Annotated in this window: 17 protein-coding genes; 8 read left to right on the forward strand and 9 right to left on the reverse strand. The window is 71.8% G+C overall.

The features are described 5' to 3' along the window. Positions 1 to 23: 23 nt before the first annotated feature. Both ACFXG1_RS25275 and ACFXG1_RS25280 read right to left on the reverse strand, forming a co-directional pair. Positions 24 to 740: an ABC transporter permease gene (locus tag ACFXG1_RS25275; RefSeq protein ID WP_384711023.1), complete on the reverse strand. Its 717-nt coding sequence runs from the start codon at positions 738 to 740 to the stop codon at positions 24 to 26. Continuing rightward, positions 740 to 1,465: an ABC transporter permease gene (locus ACFXG1_RS25280; protein WP_384711026.1), complete on the reverse strand. Its 726-nt coding sequence runs from the start codon at positions 1,463 to 1,465 to the stop codon at positions 740 to 742. Before ACFXG1_RS25280 ends, ACFXG1_RS25275 begins: the two co-directional genes overlap by 1 nt. Positions 1,466 to 1,604: 139 nt before the next feature. Between ACFXG1_RS25280 and ACFXG1_RS25285 the strand changes: the two genes are divergently transcribed. Beyond that, entirely contained in the window at positions 1,605 to 2,792 is a 1,188-nt protein-coding gene (locus tag ACFXG1_RS25285) for an ABC transporter ATP-binding protein (protein ID WP_384744642.1), read from the forward strand. Positions 2,793 to 2,896: 104 nt separating this feature from the next. Here the strand turns inward: ACFXG1_RS25285 and ACFXG1_RS25290 are convergent, their stop codons facing one another. After that, positions 2,897 to 4,009 carry an alpha/beta hydrolase gene (locus ACFXG1_RS25290; RefSeq protein WP_384711032.1) on the reverse strand — a complete coding sequence of 371 codons (1,113 nt, stop codon included), beginning with the start codon at positions 4,007 to 4,009 and terminating at the stop codon, positions 2,897 to 2,899. Positions 4,010 to 4,389: 380 nt separating this feature from the next. Here ACFXG1_RS25290 and ACFXG1_RS25295 point away from each other — a divergent pair, with 380 nt between their 5' ends. The 6 genes from ACFXG1_RS25295 to ACFXG1_RS25320 all read left to right on the forward strand — a co-directional run bounded on the left by ACFXG1_RS25295 (position 4,390) and on the right by ACFXG1_RS25320 (position 9,379). Continuing rightward, a complete protein-coding gene (locus ACFXG1_RS25295; protein ID WP_384711036.1) occupies positions 4,390 to 6,225 on the forward strand; it encodes a phosphatidylglycerol lysyltransferase domain-containing protein in 1,836 nt (611 codons plus the stop codon). A gap of 61 nt (positions 6,226 to 6,286) precedes the next feature. Continuing rightward, entirely contained in the window at positions 6,287 to 7,135 is an 849-nt protein-coding gene (folP, locus tag ACFXG1_RS25300) for a dihydropteroate synthase (protein WP_384711039.1), read from the forward strand. Positions 7,136 to 7,209: 74 nt separating this feature from the next. Continuing rightward, positions 7,210 to 7,638, forward strand: coding sequence for a nuclear transport factor 2 family protein (locus ACFXG1_RS25305; protein WP_384711057.1), 429 nt, complete (start codon positions 7,210 to 7,212; stop codon positions 7,636 to 7,638). Positions 7,639 to 7,879: 241 nt separating this feature from the next. Next, positions 7,880 to 8,239: a dihydroneopterin aldolase gene (gene folB, locus ACFXG1_RS25310; RefSeq protein ID WP_384711042.1), complete on the forward strand. Its 360-nt coding sequence runs from the start codon at positions 7,880 to 7,882 to the stop codon at positions 8,237 to 8,239. Next, positions 8,236 to 8,823, forward strand: a complete 588-nt coding sequence (gene folK, locus ACFXG1_RS25315; RefSeq protein WP_384711045.1) for a 2-amino-4-hydroxy-6-hydroxymethyldihydropteridine diphosphokinase — start codon at positions 8,236 to 8,238, stop codon at positions 8,821 to 8,823. The genes folB and folK overlap by 4 nt, the downstream gene beginning before the upstream one ends. Before the next feature lie 79 nt (positions 8,824 to 8,902). Further along, entirely contained in the window at positions 8,903 to 9,379 is a 477-nt protein-coding gene (locus ACFXG1_RS25320; protein ID WP_384711048.1) for a DUF3180 domain-containing protein, read from the forward strand. 306 nt (positions 9,380 to 9,685) lie between these two features. On the opposite strand, the gene folE is transcribed toward ACFXG1_RS25320, so the two are convergent. From folE to dacB, 6 genes are all read right to left on the reverse strand, one after another. Beyond that, a complete protein-coding gene (gene folE, locus ACFXG1_RS25325; protein ID WP_384711051.1) occupies positions 9,686 to 10,291 on the reverse strand; it encodes a GTP cyclohydrolase I FolE in 606 nt (201 codons plus the stop codon). A gap of 131 nt (positions 10,292 to 10,422) precedes the next feature. Beyond that, positions 10,423 to 12,462, reverse strand: coding sequence for an ATP-dependent zinc metalloprotease FtsH (gene ftsH / locus ACFXG1_RS25330; RefSeq protein WP_384744646.1), 2,040 nt, complete (start codon positions 12,460 to 12,462; stop codon positions 10,423 to 10,425). Between the two features lie 251 nt (positions 12,463 to 12,713). Next, entirely contained in the window at positions 12,714 to 13,253 is a 540-nt protein-coding gene (gene hpt / locus ACFXG1_RS25335; RefSeq protein WP_384718424.1) for a hypoxanthine phosphoribosyltransferase, read from the reverse strand. An 87-nt stretch (positions 13,254 to 13,340) separates the two neighbouring features. Further along, positions 13,341 to 14,717, reverse strand: coding sequence for a tRNA lysidine(34) synthetase TilS (gene tilS / locus ACFXG1_RS25340; RefSeq protein WP_384718420.1), 1,377 nt, complete (start codon positions 14,715 to 14,717; stop codon positions 13,341 to 13,343). A gap of 237 nt (positions 14,718 to 14,954) precedes the next feature. Next, positions 14,955 to 16,082, reverse strand: a complete 1,128-nt coding sequence (locus tag ACFXG1_RS25345) for a zinc-dependent metalloprotease (protein WP_384718418.1) — start codon at positions 16,080 to 16,082, stop codon at positions 14,955 to 14,957. Positions 16,083 to 16,401: 319 nt separating this feature from the next. Further along, positions 16,402 to 17,835, reverse strand: coding sequence for a D-alanyl-D-alanine carboxypeptidase/D-alanyl-D-alanine-endopeptidase (gene dacB / locus ACFXG1_RS25350; protein ID WP_384744649.1), 1,434 nt, complete (start codon positions 17,833 to 17,835; stop codon positions 16,402 to 16,404). 193 nt (positions 17,836 to 18,028) lie between these two features. On the opposite strand from dacB, the gene ACFXG1_RS25355 reads away from it, so the two are divergent. Then, entirely contained in the window at positions 18,029 to 18,520 is a 492-nt protein-coding gene (locus ACFXG1_RS25355; protein WP_006347521.1) for an inorganic diphosphatase, read from the forward strand. Positions 18,521 to 18,659: the final 139 nt, after the last annotated feature.

The raw sequence follows: 18,659 nt of genomic DNA on the forward strand, positions 1-18,659 counted from the left end.
GCTCGCTCGCGGGCCGGTCCGGCTCAGACGCCCGCGCCTACCGGGGCCGGACGGCCCGCGGCCCGCCGGGCACGGCGGCGCGCGGCACCCGGGTCGACCAGCCGGTCCACGGCGACGAGCACCCCCTCCACGACCAGGGCGAGCGACGCCGCGAGCAGCGCGCCGGCCACGACCTGGGGGGTGTTGTACGTATTGAATCCGGCGGTGATGATCCGGCCGAGGCCCCCCTGTCCGACCATGGACGCGATGGTGGCGGTGGCGACCACCTGCACGGCGGCCGACCGTATCCCGGTCATCAGCAGGGGATAGGCCAGCGGCAGCTCGACCCGGCGGAAGAGCTGCGCCCCGGACATCCCCATCCCGCGCGCCGCCTCCACGACCGCCCGGTCCACCTCCCGCATCCCGACATAGGCGTTGGTCAGCAGCGGCGGCACGGCGAAGAGCACCAGGGCGATGATGGTCGGCAGATAGCCCTCGCTCCTCAGCGGTGTGAGCATCAGCAGCGCCAGCACCGCGAAGACCGGGATCGCCCGTCCGACATTGGAGAGATTGACCGCGAGCGCTCCGCCGCGGCCGATGTGTCCGAGCCGGAAGGCGATCGGCAGGGCGATGGCGCAGGCGACCGCGAGGGCCACCCCGCTGACGTAGACATGCTCACCGAGCCGGTTCCACACACCGCTTTCGCCGGACCAGTTGGACGCGGTGGTGAGCCAGGTCCAGGCGTCGGCCACGACCCCCATCAGACCCCCTCCCCCGCCATCACCGGTATGCGGCGGCGGGCCCGCGGACTCCTCGTCCACGGCGTGATCAGCCGCTGGATTCCCAGCAGCAGCAGATCCGCGGCGACGGCGAGCAGCACGCACAGCACCGACGCGGTGAGCACCTGGGCCTTAAAGGTGGACTGCACGCCCTCGTCGATGAGATTGCCCAGGCCGCCCTTGCCGACCAGGGCTCCGACGGTCGTCAGCGCGATCGTCGACACCGTGGCCATCCGCACTCCGGCCATCAGCGCCGGTATCGCCAGGGGGAGTTCCACCTCCCAGAGCAGCCGCCCCGGCCCGTACCCCATCCCCCGGGCGGCCTCCCGGGCTTCGGCGGGCACGGCGGCGAGCCCGGCCAGGATGTTCCGCACCAGGATCGTCAGCGAGTACAGCACCAGGCCGGTGACGACGAGGGCGGACGAGAGCCCGAAGACCGGCAGCAGCAGCGAGAACATCGCGAGCGACGGAATCGTGTACAGCAGGGTCGTCAGACCGAGGACGGGGCCGGTGAAGACGGGCTTCACCCGGGCCAGCAGGGCGAGCGGGAAGGCGACCGCGAGACCGAGGAGCACCGAGACGACGGTGATCCACAGATGTTCGACCGTGGCGTCCGTCAGCTCCTGGCTCCGGGTGCGGAGATACTCCCCGCAGATCCAGTCATTGGCCGCCAGACAGCTCTGCGCCGCGGCCATGCCGATAGTCATGCTCCCGCACCTCCCCCGCCCGCACCGAACCTATGTCTACTGCCCGGAAACGACCCTAACCCCCACCACTGACAATCGCCCCGGCATGCCATCCGGCGGCAACATGGGCTTCACACAGCACCCGTCACAATGGGGAACCATGATCCGTTTCGAGCAGGTCACCAAGCGCTATCCGGACGGCACGACGGCCGTCGACGATCTGTCGTTCGAGGTGAACGAGGGCGAACTGATCACGCTCGTCGGCCCGTCCGGCTGCGGCAAGACGACCACCATGAAGATAGTGAACCGGCTCATCGAGCCGACGTCCGGACGCATACTCCTCGACGGCGAGGACATATCCACGATCGACCCGGTGAAACTGCGGCGCCGGATCGGCTATGTCATCCAGCAGGTGGGCCTCTTCCCGCACAAGACGGTCCTCGACAACACCGCGACCGTGCCCCATCTGCTCAACTGGTCCCGCAAGAAGGCCCGGGCCCGGGCCGCCGAACTCCTCGACCTCGTCGGGCTCGACCCCGCCGTCCACGGCGACCGCTACCCCGACCAGCTCTCCGGCGGCCAGCGCCAGCGCGTCGGGGTGGCCCGCGCGCTCGCCGCCGATCCGCCGGTCCTGCTGATGGACGAGCCGTTCGGCGCCGTCGACCCGGTGGTGCGCGAGCGGCTCCAGAACGAGTTCCTGCGCCTCCAGTCGCAGGTCCGCAAGACGGTGCTGTTCGTGACGCACGACATCGAGGAGGCGGTCCGCCTCGGGGACCGTATCGCCGTCTACGGCCAGGGGCGCATCGAGCAGTTCGACGCGCCCGCCGCGGTCCTGGGCGCGCCCGCGACCCCGTACGTCGCCGATTTCGTCGGCGCCGACCGCGGTCTGAAGCGGCTCTCCGTCACCCCGATCGAGGAGGGCGATCTGGAGCAGCCCCCGGTGGTCCGGCTCGACGACCCGTTCCCCCGCGACCTGGGCGCGCGCTGGGCCGTCGTCCTCGACGGCGCCGGCGATCTGCACGGCTGGATCCCGGCGGACCCCGCCGGAACCGGCCCGTCCGACGCCCGGGGCACCGTACGGGACCACGCCCGCCGGATGGAGGCGTGGCTTCCGCTGGGCGCGTCCCTCAAGCAGGCGTTCGCCACCATGCTCCAGCACGACGCGGGCTGGATCGCGGTGATCGACAAGGAGTCGGAGGGACGTTTCCTCGGGGTGCTGACCCCGGCGAGGCTGCACGAGGCGCTGCGCCGCTCCATCGACGCGGACGGCCGGGACATCCCGCGTACGGCGGTCGATCTGGAGTCCGTCGACGCGCTCCCGGAGCCGCCGCCCGGGCCCGGCGCTTAGCCGGCCCCGGACGCGTACGTACGGCCCCGGGGAAAGTCCCGGGGCCGTACACGTCCGAGGCCGTACGCGCCCCGGGCCGTACCAGTGGGGCTGTACGACCCGCGTCAGGCCGGCTTCAGCCGTCCGCTCAGCCACTCCAGCGCCGGCGGGATCTCCCGCCGCCAGGTGGTGAAGTTGTGGCCGCCGCTGTCCAGGAGGATCGACGACACCCGGGCCGGGGCCCGCACCTTCTCGATGAAGCGGAGGGTGTCCTTCAGATTGGGCTCGCCCTTCTTCGACGAGGTGACCAGGAAGGACGTCTTCGCGGGCGGCTTGTTGTCCAGGCTCCACAGCAGGTCGGCGCGCTTGCGCAGCTCCTTCTCGCCCTGGAACAGATCGCCGGTCGTCCGGTCCTCGGCCGCCTCGTAGTACGCCGAGAGACCGGCTCCGGCGGCGAATCGGCCGGGGTGGTGGAGGGCGATCTTCAAGGCGCAGTAGCCACCGGTGGAATTGCCGATGATGCCCCAGTTCGCGGGGGTGGTCCCGACTCGGTACACCTGGGAGACCGCGGTGGGCAGATCGTCGGCGAAGAACGTCTCGGTCTGCGGCCCGCCGGGGATGTCCACGCACTCGGTGTCCCGGGGCGGCGCGACGGTCGGCCGCAGCATGACCAGGACCATGGGCTGGATCTTCCCCTTCTCCGCCAGGTCGTACGCGGTCCGCGGATACTTCAGCGCCTTGATCAGGTTCTCCGCGGTGCCGGGGTAGCCGGTGAGCACGATCGCGGCCGGGAAGCGCTTCTTCGCGTACCGCGGCTGGAAGTACTCCGGCGGCAGATAGACATACGCCGGGCTCTTGATCTCCGACTTCTCCCCGGCGACGGCGATCTTCTGGATCTGGCCGCCCTTCTCCGGCCGGGCGCCCCCGGGCACATCGAGCCGCTGGGTGCCCATCACCTTGATCCGCTTACCGCCCGCCGAGTGGTCGACGACCACTCCCAGGTCCTGCTGCTTGCCGAAGAGGTCGGCCCAGGATCCGTAGAAGAGGAACGCGTTGTTCGCCACCAGGCCGACGGAGGCGAAGATCGCCAGCTGGGTGGCGAGGAGCAGGGCGACCCGGCCGGTGACCGCGCGCCAGGTCCGGCCCGCGAGCCGGGGCCACTGCCAGATGGTCACCGAGAAAAGCACGACGGCCGCGCAGACCGCCAGGACCAGGACGGTCGTACTGGTCAGACCCATGGGAGGGCTCTTCCTTGTCGGGGGCCCGGGCAGCCGGGACCGGCGAAATGTTCAGATTTCCCGGCCCGGAAGGAACCCGGCCGGGAGGACTTCCGTCCTACAGGGCGCGGATCGCCCGAGCCGTCCGACCAACGGCTCACCGGCGGAAGAAAGTCTCGCGAAGCACGAGAAACACCGAAACACGAGAAGTACCGGAGCACAGTACTGCCATGTCCGTATCCCTAGATGGTGATAAATCGCCTTCGGTTCCCCGTCCGGCACCACAGCTTCAGGACGGACCGAACCGGAACGACCGACCCCGGAACACTCCGGGCCGGATCACCGCGACCGGGGACGCGGGGACCGGAACGGGGGCGGAAACGGCGATGAGGGAACGGGCCATGAAGGAAGAGACAGGACGAATACGGCGGGTGGTGGAGGGCGTACGGCGGATACCGCTCGGCCCGCGCCCGGAGTCCGTCCCCGCGGTCGTCGGTACGGCGTGCACCCTCGTCGGACTGATCGACATCGCGTCGGGGATCGTCCCCCGCTTCCGGCACAGCGACGCCCACGCCCTGGTCGAGGTCCTCCCGGGCGCGACAGGACCCTTCGCCGCCGCCCTCTCGCTCGGCGTCGGCGTCCTGCTCCTGCTGCTCGCCCACGGCCTCAAGCGGCACAAGCGGAGGGCCTGGCGGGCCGCGGTGGTCCTGCTGCCGGCCGGGGCGTTCGTCCAGTACGCGTACCGGGAATCGGTCGTCGGCGTGGTCGTGTCCCTGGTCGTCCTGGCGCTGCTGCTGCGGCACAGGGCCCAGTTCTCGGCCCTGCCCGATCCGCGCAGCCGCTGGAAGGCGCTGGCGAACTTCGTGGTGATGAGCGCCGGATCGATCGGTCTCGGCCTGGTCGTGGTCAGCGCCCACCCCGGCAACGAGATCGGCAGCCCCGGCCTCGCCGACCGGCTGGAGCACACCCTGTACGGGCTCTTCGGCTTCGAGGGCCCGATCGCCTACACCGGCGACGACTCCTGGACCGTCGGCTACTCCCTCGGCGCGCTCGGCCTGCTGACCGCCGTCACCACCATCTACTTCGCCATGCGGCCCGAGCACCCCACGGCCCGGCTCACCGAGGAGGACGAGCGCCGGCTCCGCGAGCTGCTCGACCGGCACGGCGCCCGGGACTCCCTCGGCCACTTCGCGCTCCGCCGCGACAAGAGCGTCGTCTTCTCCCCCAGCGGCAAGGCCGCCGTCTGCTACCGGGTGGTGTCCGGGGTGATGCTCGCCAGCGGCGACCCGATCGGCGACGTCGAGGCGTGGCCGGGCGCGATCGAACGCTTCATGGACGAGGCGAAGGCCCACTCGTGGACGCCCGCCGTCATGGGCTGCTCCGAGACCGGCGGCCAGGTGTGGACCCGGGAGACCGGGCTCGACGCGCTGGAACTCGGCGACGAGGCCGTGGTGGACGTGCCGGATTTCTCCCTTTCCGGGCGCGCGATGCGCAACGTACGCCAGATGGTGAAGCGGATCGAGCGCAACGGCTACACCACCCGCGTCCGGCGCGTCCGTGATCTGTCCGAGAAGGAGCTGGCGCAGGTCAGGAAGGCGGCCGAGGACTGGCGTGGTACGGACACCGAACGCGGCTTCTCGATGGCGCTCGGCCGGATCGGCGACCCGGGGGACGGCGCCGCGGTGATCGCCACCGCCCACAAGGACGACCAGGACTCCCCGTACGGCGATCTGAAGGCGATCATCCACTTCGTGCCTTGGGGGACGGACGGAATGTCCCTGGAGCTGATGCGGCGCGACCGCTCGGCCGACCCCGGGATGAACGAGCTGCTGATCGTGGCGGCGCTCCAGGCCGCGCCGGGCCTCGGCGTCCGGCGGGTCTCCCTCAACTTCGCGATGTTCCGCTCGGCGCTCGCCCGCGGCGAGAAGATCGGCGCGGGGCCGGTGCTCCGGGCCTGGCGCGGACTGCTGGTGTTCCTGTCCCGCTGGTTCCAGATCGAGTCGCTGTACAAGTTCAACGCCAAGTTCCAGCCCCGCTGGGAGCCCCGATTCGTGGTCTTCCGCAAGTCGGGCGACCTGCCGCGGATCGGCTTCGCCGCGATGCAGGCGGAGGGCTTCGTCCCACCGGGACCGCCGCGCCCGTTCGCGGCCCGCAGGCCCCCGCGCCCGGAGCGCCCCTGCACCCATGTGATCCCGGTCACCGCACGGCCGACGGCCGGGGTGGGACGGGCGGCTTAGAAATACGGGTCCGGGACCGGCCAGCGGCCACGGTTCCGGAGGCCGGGCCTACGCTGGCCCTATGAGTACGTTGCGTGGATTGCCGGAGTGGGACCGCTGCGCGGTCATGGGCGTCGTGAACGTCACCCCGGACTCCTTCTCCGACGGAGGGCGCTGGTTCGACACCACCGCCGCCGTGAAACGGGGCATAGACCTGGTCGCGGACGGTGCCGACCTGGTCGACGTCGGCGGCGAGTCGACCCGCCCCGGTGCCAGCCGGGTCGACGAGGAGGAGGAGCTGCGGCGGGTGGTCCCCGTCGTCCGGGGGCTGGCCGCTGAGGGCGTCACGGTCTCCGTCGACACCATGCGGGCCAGGGTCGCCGACCGGGCCGTCGCCGCCGGAGCCGTACTCGTCAACGATGTCAGCGGCGGGCTCGCCGACCCGGGGATGGTCCCGGCGGTGGCCGCCGCGGGGGTCCCCTTCGTGGTCATGCACTGGCGCGGCTTCAGCCACGACATGAACAGCAGGGCCGTTTACGGGGACGTGGTCACCGAGGTCGTCGACGAACTGCGGACCCGGATGGAGGCGGTCGTGGCCGGCGGCGTACCGCCGGAGCTGATCGTGCTCGACCCCGGGCTCGGCTTCGCCAAGGACGCCGCCCACGACCTGGCGCTCGTCGCCCGGCTCGACGCCCTGCGCGAGCTGGGCCGCCCGCTGCTGGTCGCCGCGTCCCGCAAGCGGTTCCTGGGCCATGTACTGGCCCTGGACACCGAGGACGGCCTGCCGCCGCGCGCCCGGGAGCGGGACGCGGCCACGGCGGCGGTCTCCGCGATCGCCGCGTACGAGGGCGCCTGGGCGGTCCGGGTGCACGAGGTGAGAGCCACCGCGGACGCCGTACGGGTCGCGCGGGCCGTCGGGGCCGCCCGGTGAGCCCCGCGGACGGCGTCCCGGACGGGGCCGGGGACGGGACGGCGGACGGGGCCGCGGGCTCCGAGGCGGCCGACATCGCGGCCGTGACCGCGGCCAATACCGCCTTCTACGAGGCCGTGGAGCGGGCCGACGCCGAGGCCCTGGACGATCTGTGGCTCCTCGACGACGGGGTGTCCTGCGTCCACCCGGGCTGGCCGGTGCTCTCGGGGCGCGGCGAGGTGCTCCGCTCGTACGCGCTGATCATGGCGCATACCGAATACATCCAGTTCTTCCTCACGGACGTCCGGGTCGAGATCGCCGTCGACACGGCGGTCGTCACCTGTACCGAGAACATCCTCAGCAGCGACCCGGCGGAGCCCGCCGACGAGCCCGGAGCGCTGGTCGGAGCGCATGTCGTGGCCACGACGGTGTTCCGGCGGGCCGGCGACGGCTGGCGGATCTGGTCGCACCACGGCTCCCCGGTGCTCACGGACGGCACCGCCTCCGAGTCGGCCGAATCCTGACCCCGGCGGCTTCGGGACACCGCAGGGGGGTACCCGTCCGCGAACGGTGTCGGTGGGCGCAGGTAGATTCGCAGGGGGCGAAGGCGCCCGCCGGGCTCGTCGAAGGATGTGCGGACCGGCGGCCGTGCCGCCGCGCCGGGACAGCAGTACGCAGCAGACGCAACGAACGACCGACGGCCCGAAGGACCGGCACCCGGACCCGGCGGCCGACCGACGATTACGGACAGCAGGAGTGATTCGCGTGGATCGTGTCGCGCTGCGCGGCCTCAAGGCCCGCGGGCACCACGGCGTCTTCCCCCGGGAGCGGGAGGAGGGCCAGACCTTCATCGTCGATCTGGTCCTCGGACTCGACACCCGGCCCGCGGCGGCCGACGACGACCTGGCGAAGACCGTCCACTACGGCCTCGTGGCCGAAGAGGTCGTGGCGATCGTCGAAGGCGAGCCCGTGGACCTCATCGAGACGCTCGCCGAGCGGATCTCCCAGGCCTGCCTCAAGTTCGACGGCGTCGAGGAGGTGGAGGTCGTGGTCCACAAGCCGGACGCGCCGATCACCGTGCCTTTCGACGACGTCACCATCACGATCCGGCGGAGCAGGACATGAGCGACCCCACGGTGCAGCCCGTGCCGTCGTCCGTCGTCGAGCAGGTCGACGCGGCGGACACCACCCTCTCCAATCCCCGGCGCGCGGTGATCGCCCTCGGGTCCAATCTGGGCAACCGCCTGGAGACCCTCCAAGGCGCGGTCGACGCGCTGGAGGACACCCCCGGCGTCCGGGTCAAGGCGGTCTCCCCCGTCTACGAGACCGAGCCGTGGGGCGTCGAGCCCGACTCCCAGCCGTCGTACTTCAACGCGGTCGTCGTCGTCCGGACGACCCTGCCGCCGCGGTCCCTGCTGGAGCGGGGCCAGGCGATCGAGGAGGCGTACGAACGCGTCCGCGACGAGCGGTGGGGCCCGCGGACCATCGACGTCGACATCGTGGCGTACGCGGACGTGGTCTCCGCCGATCCCGTGCTCACGCTGCCCCACCCCAGGGCCCATGAGCGGGCCTTCGTGCTCGCGCCGTGGCACGACGTGGACCCCGGGGCCGAGCTGCCGGGGCGGGGCGCGGTCACGGATCTGCTGGCCTCCGTCGGACGGGACGGCGTCGCCGTCCGGGCCGACCTGGAACTCCGCCTGCCGGAATAGTCGTTAGGCTCGTGGCGAGGGCCGCGCGGACGACCGCGTGCGCACCGACGACGAACGGACGGAAGGACGTGGGCGGCCGGTGAAGCAGCTACACCTCGGGGTGCTGGCCGGGCTCTTCGCCGGGGCCGGAGTGCTGTCCTGGGCGGCGGCCCGGCTGTGGGACTCCTTCGGCACCCTGCCCGCGGTGCCGCTGGCCGCGCCGATCGTCCTGGGCCTCATCGCGGTGGTCCTCGTCGCGACGGCGCTCTCCCTGCGCGCCCGCCTCAAGGCCCAGCGCGAGCGGCGGCCGGGCGCGAAGGGCGTGGAGCCGCTGATGGCCGCGCGGGCGCTGGTCTTCGGGCAGGCGAGCGCGCTGGTGACGGCGCTGGTCAGTGGGATGTACGGGGGCGTAGGGGTCTTTCTCCTGGGGTCCCTGGACGTCCCGGCCCGCCGGGACCAGGCGATCTACGCCGGAGCCGCCGTGGTCGCGGGGGTCGCGGTGATCGCGGCCGCCCTCTTCCTGGAGCGGGTCTGCAAACTCCCGGACGACCCGGAGGGCCTGGCCGCCTCCCGCTAGGCGCTGTGCCCGGAGCAGGCAGCGGTAGCGGTTCCCCCGCCGGTGGGTTCACCACGGGTCCCCGGGCACCCCGCGCCGCGGCAGGCGCCGTGCCCCCGGGCGGGGTCGTATGTCGGCTGCACGCCGTCCTGGGTTGCTCGCGCAGTTCCCCGCGCCCCTAAAAACCTCCGCCTTCCGCAGTGCGGAACGCCGGGCTACCCAGGGGCGCGAGGAACTGCGCGACAAGCCGACCACCGGCCCGCGGCCCGACGAACACCCGTGGACGCCGGACGCGTCCGGTCCCGGCCCCGGCCACGGGAAGGACGGCTACTTGGCCATGATCAGGCTCATGGCCTCGTTGCGGGTGGCGGGATCCCGGAGCTGCCCCCGAACCGCAGAGGTAATCGTCTTGGCGCCGGGCTTGCGGACCCCGCGCATCGTCATGCACATGTGCTCGCACTCGACCACCACGATCACACCCCTCGGCTCCAGGATCTGCATCAGGGAGTCGGCGATCTGGGTGGTGAGGCGCTCCTGGACCTGGGGGCGGCGGGCGAAGACGTCGACCAGGCGGGCCAGCTTGGAGAGGCCGGTGATCTTGCCGTCGGTCGAGGGGATGTAGCCGACGTGGGCGACGCCCACGAACGGCACCAGGTGGTGCTCGCAGGAGCTCATCACCTCGATGTCCTTGACCAGCACCATCTCGTCGTGGCCCAGGTCGAAAGTCGTGGTGAGGACGTCTTCGGGCTGCTGCCAGAGCCCCGCGAATATCTCGCGGTACGCCCGTGCCACTCGGGCCGGGGTCTCCCGCAGGCCCTCCCGGTCGGGGTTCTCACCGACCGCGATGAGCAGTTCGCGGACCGCGTTCTCCGCGCGCTTCTCGTCGAACTCGCCGATCGGGTTCGCCCCGCTCAGGGTCACCGGGTCGGTCATCTGTGCCTCGTTCCTCTTACTCCGCACGGTCGTGCGAATGCCGCGTCCCCCCAGGCTAGAACCTGGGGGGACGCGGCAGCCATCCCGGGACCGGTGTGACACAGGAGACATCCTGGTCGCACCCGTGGGTGTCAGCTGGGCTCGGGGCGGTCCTCCGGGGCCACCTCGATGCCGGGGCCCTTGGTGGTGTCCGTCGGGGCGGGGGTGCCATTGGCTCCCGTCGCGCCGCTGGTGTTCGTCAGGGCCAGCTCCTTGGGGGAGAGCACCGGCGGACGGGTGGAGGGCGTACGGTGCGTCGAGCCGGTCCACGCGGGACGGGCCGGGCGCCTGACGATCGGGGCGAAGATCTCGGCGATCTCCTCCTTGCCGAGCGTCTCCCGCTCCAGCAGCTGGAGCACGAGGGCGTCGAGGACGTCGCGGTTCTCGACGAGGATCTCCCACGCCTCGTTGTGCGCGGTCTCGATCAGCTTCTTGACCTCTTCGTCGACGAGCGCCGCGACCTCTTCCGAGTAGTCGCGCTGGTGCCCCATCTCCCGGCCCAGGAAGGGCTCGGTGTTGTCGCCGCCGAACTTGATCGCGCCGAGGCGCTCGGTCATGCCGTACTGCGTGACCATCGCGCGCGCGGTGGCCGTGGCCTTCTCGATGTCGTTGGCCGCGCCGGTGGTCGGGTCGTGGAAGACCAGTTCCTCCGCCGCGCGTCCGCCCAGCATGTACGCCAGCTGGTCGAGCATCTCGTTCCGCGTGGTCGAGTACTTGTCCTCGTCCGGCAGGACCATCGTGTAGCCGAGGGCCCGGCCGCGGGACAGGATGGTGATCTTGTGGACCGGGTCGGAGTTCGGCGAGGCCGCCGCGACCAGGGCGTGTCCGCCCTCGTGGTACGCGGTGATCTTCTTCTCCTTGTCCGACATGATCCGGGTCCGCTTCTGCGGGCCCGCGACCACCCGGTCGATCGCCTCGTCCAGCGAGTGGTTGTCGATCAGCTTCTTGTCGCTGCGCGCGGTCAGCAGCGCGGCTTCGTTCAGCACGTTCGACAGGTCGGCGCCGGTGAAGCCGGGCGTACGACGGGCGACGGCGCCCAGGTCGACGTCCGGGGCGACCGGCTTGCCCTTCTGGTGGACCTTGAGGATCTCCAGACGGCCCAGCATGTCGGGGCGGTCGACGGCGATCTGCCGGTCGAAGCGGCCCGGGCGCAGCAGCGCCGGGTCGAGGATGTCGGGCCGGTTGGTGGCGGCGATCAGGATGACGCCGCCCTTCACGTCGAAGCCGTCCATCTCGACCAGCAGCTGGTTGAGGGTCTGCTCGCGCTCGTCGTGGCCGCCGCCGAGGCCGGCGCCGCGGTGGCGTCCGACGGCGTCGATCTCGTCGACGAAGACGATCGCGGGAGCGTTCGCCTTGGCCTGCTCGAAGAGGTCGCGGACCCGGGAGGCGCCGACACCGACGAACATCTCGACGAAGTCGGAGCCGGAGATCGAGTAGAAGGGGACGCCCGCCTCACCCGCGACGGCGCGGGCGAGCAGGGTCTTGCCGGTGCCGGGCGGGCCGTACAGCAGCACACCCTTGGGGATCTTGGCGCCGACGGCCTGGAACTTGGCCGGCTCCTGCAGGAACTCCTTGATCTCGTGGAGCTCCTCGACCGCCTCGTCGGACCCCGCCACGTCGGCGAAGGTCGTCTTGGGGGTGTCCTTGGTGATCAGCTTGGCCTTGGACTTCCCGAAGTTCATCACTCGGGAGCCGCCGCCCTGCATCTGGTTCATCAGGAAGAGGAAGACCAGCACGATCAGTACGAACGGCAGCAGCGAGAGCAGGATCGACAGGAACGGGCTCTGCTTGGAGGGCGAGACCGTGTAGCCCTTCTCGATCTCCCCCGCCTCGAACTTCTCCTGCAGCTTCGTGGCGAGATCGGCACCCTGGCTGCCGATATAGCTCGCCTGGATCTTGGAGCTGCCCTTGATCTTCTGGCCGTCCTTCAGCTCGGCCTTGATGATCTGGTCGTCGCCGGTGGTCAGCTTGACCTGTACGACCTGATTCTTGTCGATCGCCTGAATGACCTGGCCGGTGTCCACCGTCTTGTAGCCGCCGGAAGAGCCGACGACCTGCATCACCACGACCACGGCAAGGACGACCAGCACGATCCACATGACCGGCCCACGGAAGTATCGCTTCACGTCCATCCATACGGGGCGGTGTCGCCCCGTTCCTCCTGCCCGTAGGTAAGTGCTGCTGTGAGAAAAGACTGTTCTTCGGACGGTACCTCAGCTTGACAACCGTGACCGCACGGTACGGCGACAAACCCGCCCTCCCACGCATCAACGGCGCGAGGGGCCGGTTGGTTCCCGCCGGGATTCCACCGGTATCGGACCGATATCCGGGAGCGTCCGGGAGTACGTACCCGAAGGGCCCGCGAGGGGCCCGGCGGAACGGTTCAGCCGCCGTAGACGTGCGGCGCGAGGGTGCCGACGAACGGCAGGTTGCGGTACTTCTCGGCGTAGTCGAGACCGTAGCCGACGACGAACTCGTTGGGGATGTCGAAGCCGATCCACTTGACGTCGATCGAGACCTTTGCGGCATCCGGCTTACGCAGCAGGGTGCAGACCTCGATCGACGCGGGCTCGCGGGAGCCGAGGTTCGACAGCAGCCAGGACAGGGTCAGACCGGAGTCGATGATGTCCTCGACGATCAGGACGTGCCGGCCCTTGATGTCGGTGTCGAGGTCCTTGAGGATCCGGACCACACCGGAGGACTGGGTGCCCGCGCCGTACGACGACACCGCCATCCAGTCCATCGTGACCGGGCTGGACAGGGTGCGGGCCAGATCCGCCATCACCATCACGGCGCCCTTGAGCACACCGACGAGCAGCAGTTCCTTGCCCGCGTACTCCGCGTCGATCTTCGCCGCCAGCTCGGCCAGCTTCGCGTCGATCTCTTCCTTGGTGATGAGCACCGACTGGAGGTCGGTGCCCATGTCCTTCTCGTTCACGCGGTCGCTTTCTCTCGCCGGGAGGGGGAGGCGGCCGGTGGCGGTCTCCGTCACCGGGGCGCCTCGGCCTGGTCAGCCTTGCCGAATGACAAGTCTGCCACTCTGCCGTCGCGCCTCGACGCGGCCCGGCAGATTGATGGCCCCCTGGCCGCGCCAGCCGGTGATCAGCCGGTCGACCTCCTCGACATGGCGGGCGAAGAGCGAGCCGGCGGGCGACCCGGCGTCGATGGCGGCCCGGCGCAGCACCCGGCGGCGTACGGCGGGCGGCAGCGCGTAGAGCTTGGCGCACTCCAGTTCCCCGGACTCGTCCCGTACGGCGGCGTCGGCGTCGGCGGCCCAGGTGTCGAGGGCGTCGGCGTCGTCGCGGGAGAGCTGGGCGGTACGGGCCAGGGCCTCGACGACGCCCTTGCCGAGCGCCTTCTCCAGCGCCGGGAGGCCCTCGTGGCGCAGCCGGGAGCGGGTGTAGGCGGGGTCGGCGTTGTGCGGGTCGTCCCAGACGGGCAGCGACTGGACCATGCACGCCTTACGGGCGGTCTGGCGGTCGAGTTCCAGGAAGGGGCGGCGGTAGCGGCGGTGGGTGCCGGAGACCGCCGCCATACCGGAGAGGGAGCGGATGCCGGAGCCGCGGGCCAGCCCGAGCAGGACGGTTTCGGCCTGGTCGTCGCGGGTGTGGCCGAGCAGGACGGCGACGGCGCCGTGGCGTTCGGCGGCGGCGTCGAGCGCGGCGTAGCGCGCGTCACGGGCCGCGGCCTCGGGTCCGCCGTCGCGGCCGACGCGGACGGAGACGGCCTCCACGGGGTCGAGGCCCATCGCGACGAGTCTGCTCGCGACCTCGGCCGCGCGCGGCCCGGAGCCTTCCTGGAGGCCGTGGTCGACGACGACGGCACCGGCGCGGATGTCGAGTTTGCGGGCCTCGAAGGCGAGGGCGGAGGCGAGCGCCATCGAGTCGGCCCCGCCGGAGCAGGCGACGAGCACGAGGGGGCCGGTGGCGGTGGGCTGCCCGGCGGCGGGCGCGACGGGGCGCGGCACGGGGGCGTCGGGGAAGCGGGAGGCGGGGGCCGGGGGGTGGCCGAGCCGTACGGGCAGCTCGGGATGGGTGGCGCGAGCGGTGTGGGGGCCCGGGGCTCCGGGGGCGGGGAGGGCCGTCCCGGCGGCGGGGGCTCCGGGTGCGGAGGCCGTTCCGGGGACGGGGAAGGAGCCGGGGGTGAGGAAAGAGCCGGGGGTGGGGAAGGAGCCGGGGTTCGTGCCGTGGGGGGTGCCCGGCGGGGTGCCGGGGGCGGTGGCGCGTCCGGCCGCCGCGGTGCCGGGGCCGGCCGTGGCGGCGGCGGTGGCTGTGGCGCCGACCTCCGCTCCGGTGTGTCCGGTGTGTCCGGCGTATTCGGTCAGGATGTCGTGGAGTACGCGGCGGACCGCCAGGCGTATCGCCGCGACCGCTGGATGGGGACCCATATCCGGTGCCCTTCGTGAATGAGGATGACGGGAGGGGTTGCCTCTGGGGCGCCTCCGGGCGACGTGCTGGCTCGGCGGCTCAGATGTCGTCACTCAGAGTGCGTCGATGGTGACAGAAGCGGGCCGTTCCCCGAGCATTGCACGCCTAACCCTGGCCCTACGGTCCCTCGGACGGGTGATGCTGTGCACTCCAGGGGGCGTCTCCCGGCCCCCTGACGGCGTACGCCCCCGGCGCGCTCACGACTCCGGCTTCCGGTGCACCCGGGCGACCCAGTCCGCCGGTTTGGCGATCTCCGCCTTGGTGGGGAGGGTGTTCGGGGAGGTCCACACCTTGTTGAAGCCGTCCATGCCGACTTCCTGGACCACGGATCGTACGAACCGCTCGCCGTCCCGGTACTGGCGCAGCTTGGCGTCGAGACCCAGCAGCTTGCGCAGCGCCATGTCCAGTCTGCTCGCGCCGCGGGCCCGGCGCTGCTGGAACTTCTCCCGGATCTCGGCGACGGACGGTACGACGGACGGTCCCACGCCGTCCATCACGAAGTCCGCGTGGCCCTCCAGCAGCGACATCACCGCGGTCAGCCGGCCCAGGGTCTCGCGCTGCGAGGGTGTCTGCACCAGCTCGACGAAGGACCGGCCGTCCTCGTTCTCCTCGCCCTCGGGGCGGGCGCCCGCCAGCGACTGGGCGGCCTCCCGGAGCCGCTCCAGCACGGTCATCGGGTCGACGTCCGTCTGCGCGAGGAACGACTGGATCTCGCCCTCCAGATGGTCCCTCAGCCACGGCACGCCGGTGAACTGGGTACGGTGCGTCTCCTCGTGCAGGCAGACCCAGAGCCGGAAGTCGTGCGGATCGACTTCCAGCTCGCGCTCGACGTGCACGATGTTCGGCGCGACGAGGAGCAGCCGGCCGCCGCCGCTGCCCGCGGGGAGTTCACGGGTCGGCGGGGCGAAGGTCTCGTACTGGCCGAGGACGCGGGACGCCAGGAACGACAGCAGCATGCCCAGCTCCACGCCGGTCACCTTGCCGCCGACGGCGCCGAGCACCGCGCCGGTGGGGCCGCCGGGGCGGCGGTCCTGCATCTTCTCCAGCAGGGGCTTCAGCAGTTGCCGGAACCCGGCGACGTTCGCCCGGATCCAGCCGGCCCGGTCCACGACCAGGACGGGGGTGTCCTCGGGCGCGTGGCTCAGGGGGATCATCCGGGTGAACCCCCGGACGTGTTCCTCGGACGCCTTGGCGTGCCGGCGGAGCTCGGCGACGACGGCACGGGCCTCGTCCTTGCTCACATCCGGACCGGGCCGTACGAAACGGGTCGCGGTCGCCACGGCGAGGTTCCAGTCGACCATGTCGGTTCCACCGATGCGCGTCATGCGCTCCACGGTACGTGTTGCCCCTCCGGGGCGGGCGGTCCCCGCCGGGGTGGGGCTGCGGTGCGCAGGGCGCCCGGCCGGGACGAGGTTGTCGGGCGGCCGCGGCCCGCCGGTAGTTGTTCGCGCAGTTCCCCGCGCCCCTAAACACCTTGCCCGTGAGCCTTCTCCGAGGCCCGGCCCACAGGGAGTGCTTTTAGGGGCGCGGGGAACTGCGCGACAAGCCCACTACGGTCCGCGGACCGTGGAACACCCGCACCCGCCGGGCGGGACCGGCGTCGGACGGCTGGACGCACCGCGCGGGCGGGCGGCGGGACCGGGGTCAGGGGGTCAGGGATGCGGCGAGGCGGTCGAGGGCCGGTTGGGCGGCGTCGGGGGACGGGGTGCCGTTCGCCAGGAAGGCGAAGGCCAGCAGGCCGCCCGAGGGCGTCACCACCGTGCCCGACAGCGCGTTCACCCCCGTCAGGGTCCCCGTCTTGGCCCGCAGCACCCCGCCCACCGGCGACGCCCCCGTCAGCCGGGACTCCAGCGTGCCGGTGAAGCCGCCGACCGGGAGCCCCGTGAGGACCGGCCGCAGCCCCGGGTGAGCGGGTTCCGCCGCTCGGGCCAGCAGGGACGTCAGCAGGCGCGGCGCCACCCGGGCGCCCCGGTCGAGTCCGCTGCCGTCCGCGAGGCGCGCCCCGGCCACCGGGACCTTCAGGACCGTCCCCAGCTGCCGCTTCACCGCCCGTGCCGCGCCCTTGAAGCTCGGCTCCTCGCGGAGCACGATCGCGGTCTGCCGGGCCAGGGACTCCGCGATGTCGTTGTCGGACCGGGTGAGCATCCGCTCGACCATGTCCGACAGCGGCGGCGAGACCACTTCGGCGAGCGGCTCCGCCCCCTTCGCCAGCCGGCCCGGCGCCGGGGATCCGGCGACCTCGACGCCCCGCTTCTCCAGCAGTTCCCCGAACGCCCGCGCCGCCTCCCCCGCCGGGTCGCCGACCCGGTCGGCCGAGCCCGTGGAGCGGGGGTCGGCCCGCCCCTGGTCGACCATGAGCGGAACGACCCGGGCGATGTTCCCGTTCACCCCGATGGGGTGCAGGTCGGGGCCCCGGTAGGCGGAGGTGTCGTACGCCAGCGTCACCTGGGCGACCCCGCGGCCGCGCAGATCCGCCGCCGTGCGGTCGGCGAGCGTCGCCAGCCGCTTCCGGTCGAGCGTCGCGTCGCCCCCGCCGACCAGGGTGAGCTTCCGGCCGCCGGAGGACGCGCTGACCGTGGTGGGGATCCGGTGGTACGGGCCCAGGGCCGACAGCGCCGCCGCGGCCGTGGCGATCTTGACCGTGGAGGCCGGGATCATCGCCCGCCCCGGCTCCCGGGCGTACAGTTCCCGCCCGGTCCCCAGGTCCACGACCGATACCCCCGGCGACTTCCCGAGGCCGGGGTCGCGTACCAGCGGATCGAGCCTGCGGGCCAGCTCGTGCGCGGCGGTGCCGGTGCCCGTACCACCCCCGGCCTCGCCCGCGGCCTCCCCGCGCCCCGCCGCGGCGGACGCGCCGATGGCGCGCAGCACGGGGAGCGCGCTGGGCGCGGGCGCGGGTGCGTCGGGGTGCCTCCGGTCGCCGCCCCCGCCGTCGGCGCGGTCGGCGGCGGCCCGGTTCCGTTCCGCCGTACGCTGGCCGGATTCCCACGGTCCCGCCGCGGTCACCACCCCGGCGGCCAGGGCCAGTCCCAGTGCCGCGGCACCGGTCGCGAGCTGCCACGTTCGGATGTCCGGCACCTCGCACCAGCCCCTTTCGCGATCACACACCTGCGTGAGGGACACTTAACCACCAGAACTGCGTCTTGCCGCGAACATGGCACCCCGGACGGCGGCGACAGACGGCCGACTGGGGGTCCGGGGTTTACCGCCCGGAAGGGCACAGCACCACCCCGAGTACCTGACGTATGTGTTGATCATGGAGGAGCCACCCGTGGAGTTCGACGTCACCATCGAGATCCCGAAGGGTTCGCGGAACAAGTACGAGGTCGACCACGAGACGGGCCGTATCCGCCTGGACCGCCGGCTCTTCACCTCGACCAGCTACCCGGCCGACTACGGCTTCGTCGAGAACACCCTCGGCGAGGACGGCGACCCGCTGGACGCGCTGGTCATCCTGGACGAGCCGACCTTCCCGGGCTGCCTCATCAAGTGCCGTGCCATCGGCATGTTCCGGATGACGGACGAGGCGGGCGGCGACGACAAGCTGCTGTGCGTCCCGGCGTCCGACCCGCGGGTCGAGCACCTTCGCGACATCCACCACGTCTCCGAGTTCGACCGCCTGGAGATCCAGCACTTCTTCGAGGTCTACAAGGACCTGGAGCCCGGCAAGTCCGTCGAAGGCGCGGACTGGGTGGGCCGGACCGAGGCCGAGGCGGAGATCGAGGCGTCCTACAAGCGCTTCGAGGCGCACGGCGGTCACTGAGCGCGCGTAGGGCCCCACCGGTGCGGGGGGGGGCGACAACAGAATATTCCGCCCCCCCCCCCCGGGGGGCCCCACGCGCGCGGCCCGGCGCCTATAAAAAAAAACCCCGACACCCCAACCTGATAAAAAGTCGGTGTGA

The organism is Streptomyces sp. NPDC059248, assembly GCF_042753905.1.
In the GTDB taxonomy this organism is placed as follows: Bacteria; Actinomycetota; Actinomycetes; order Streptomycetales; family Streptomycetaceae; genus Streptomyces.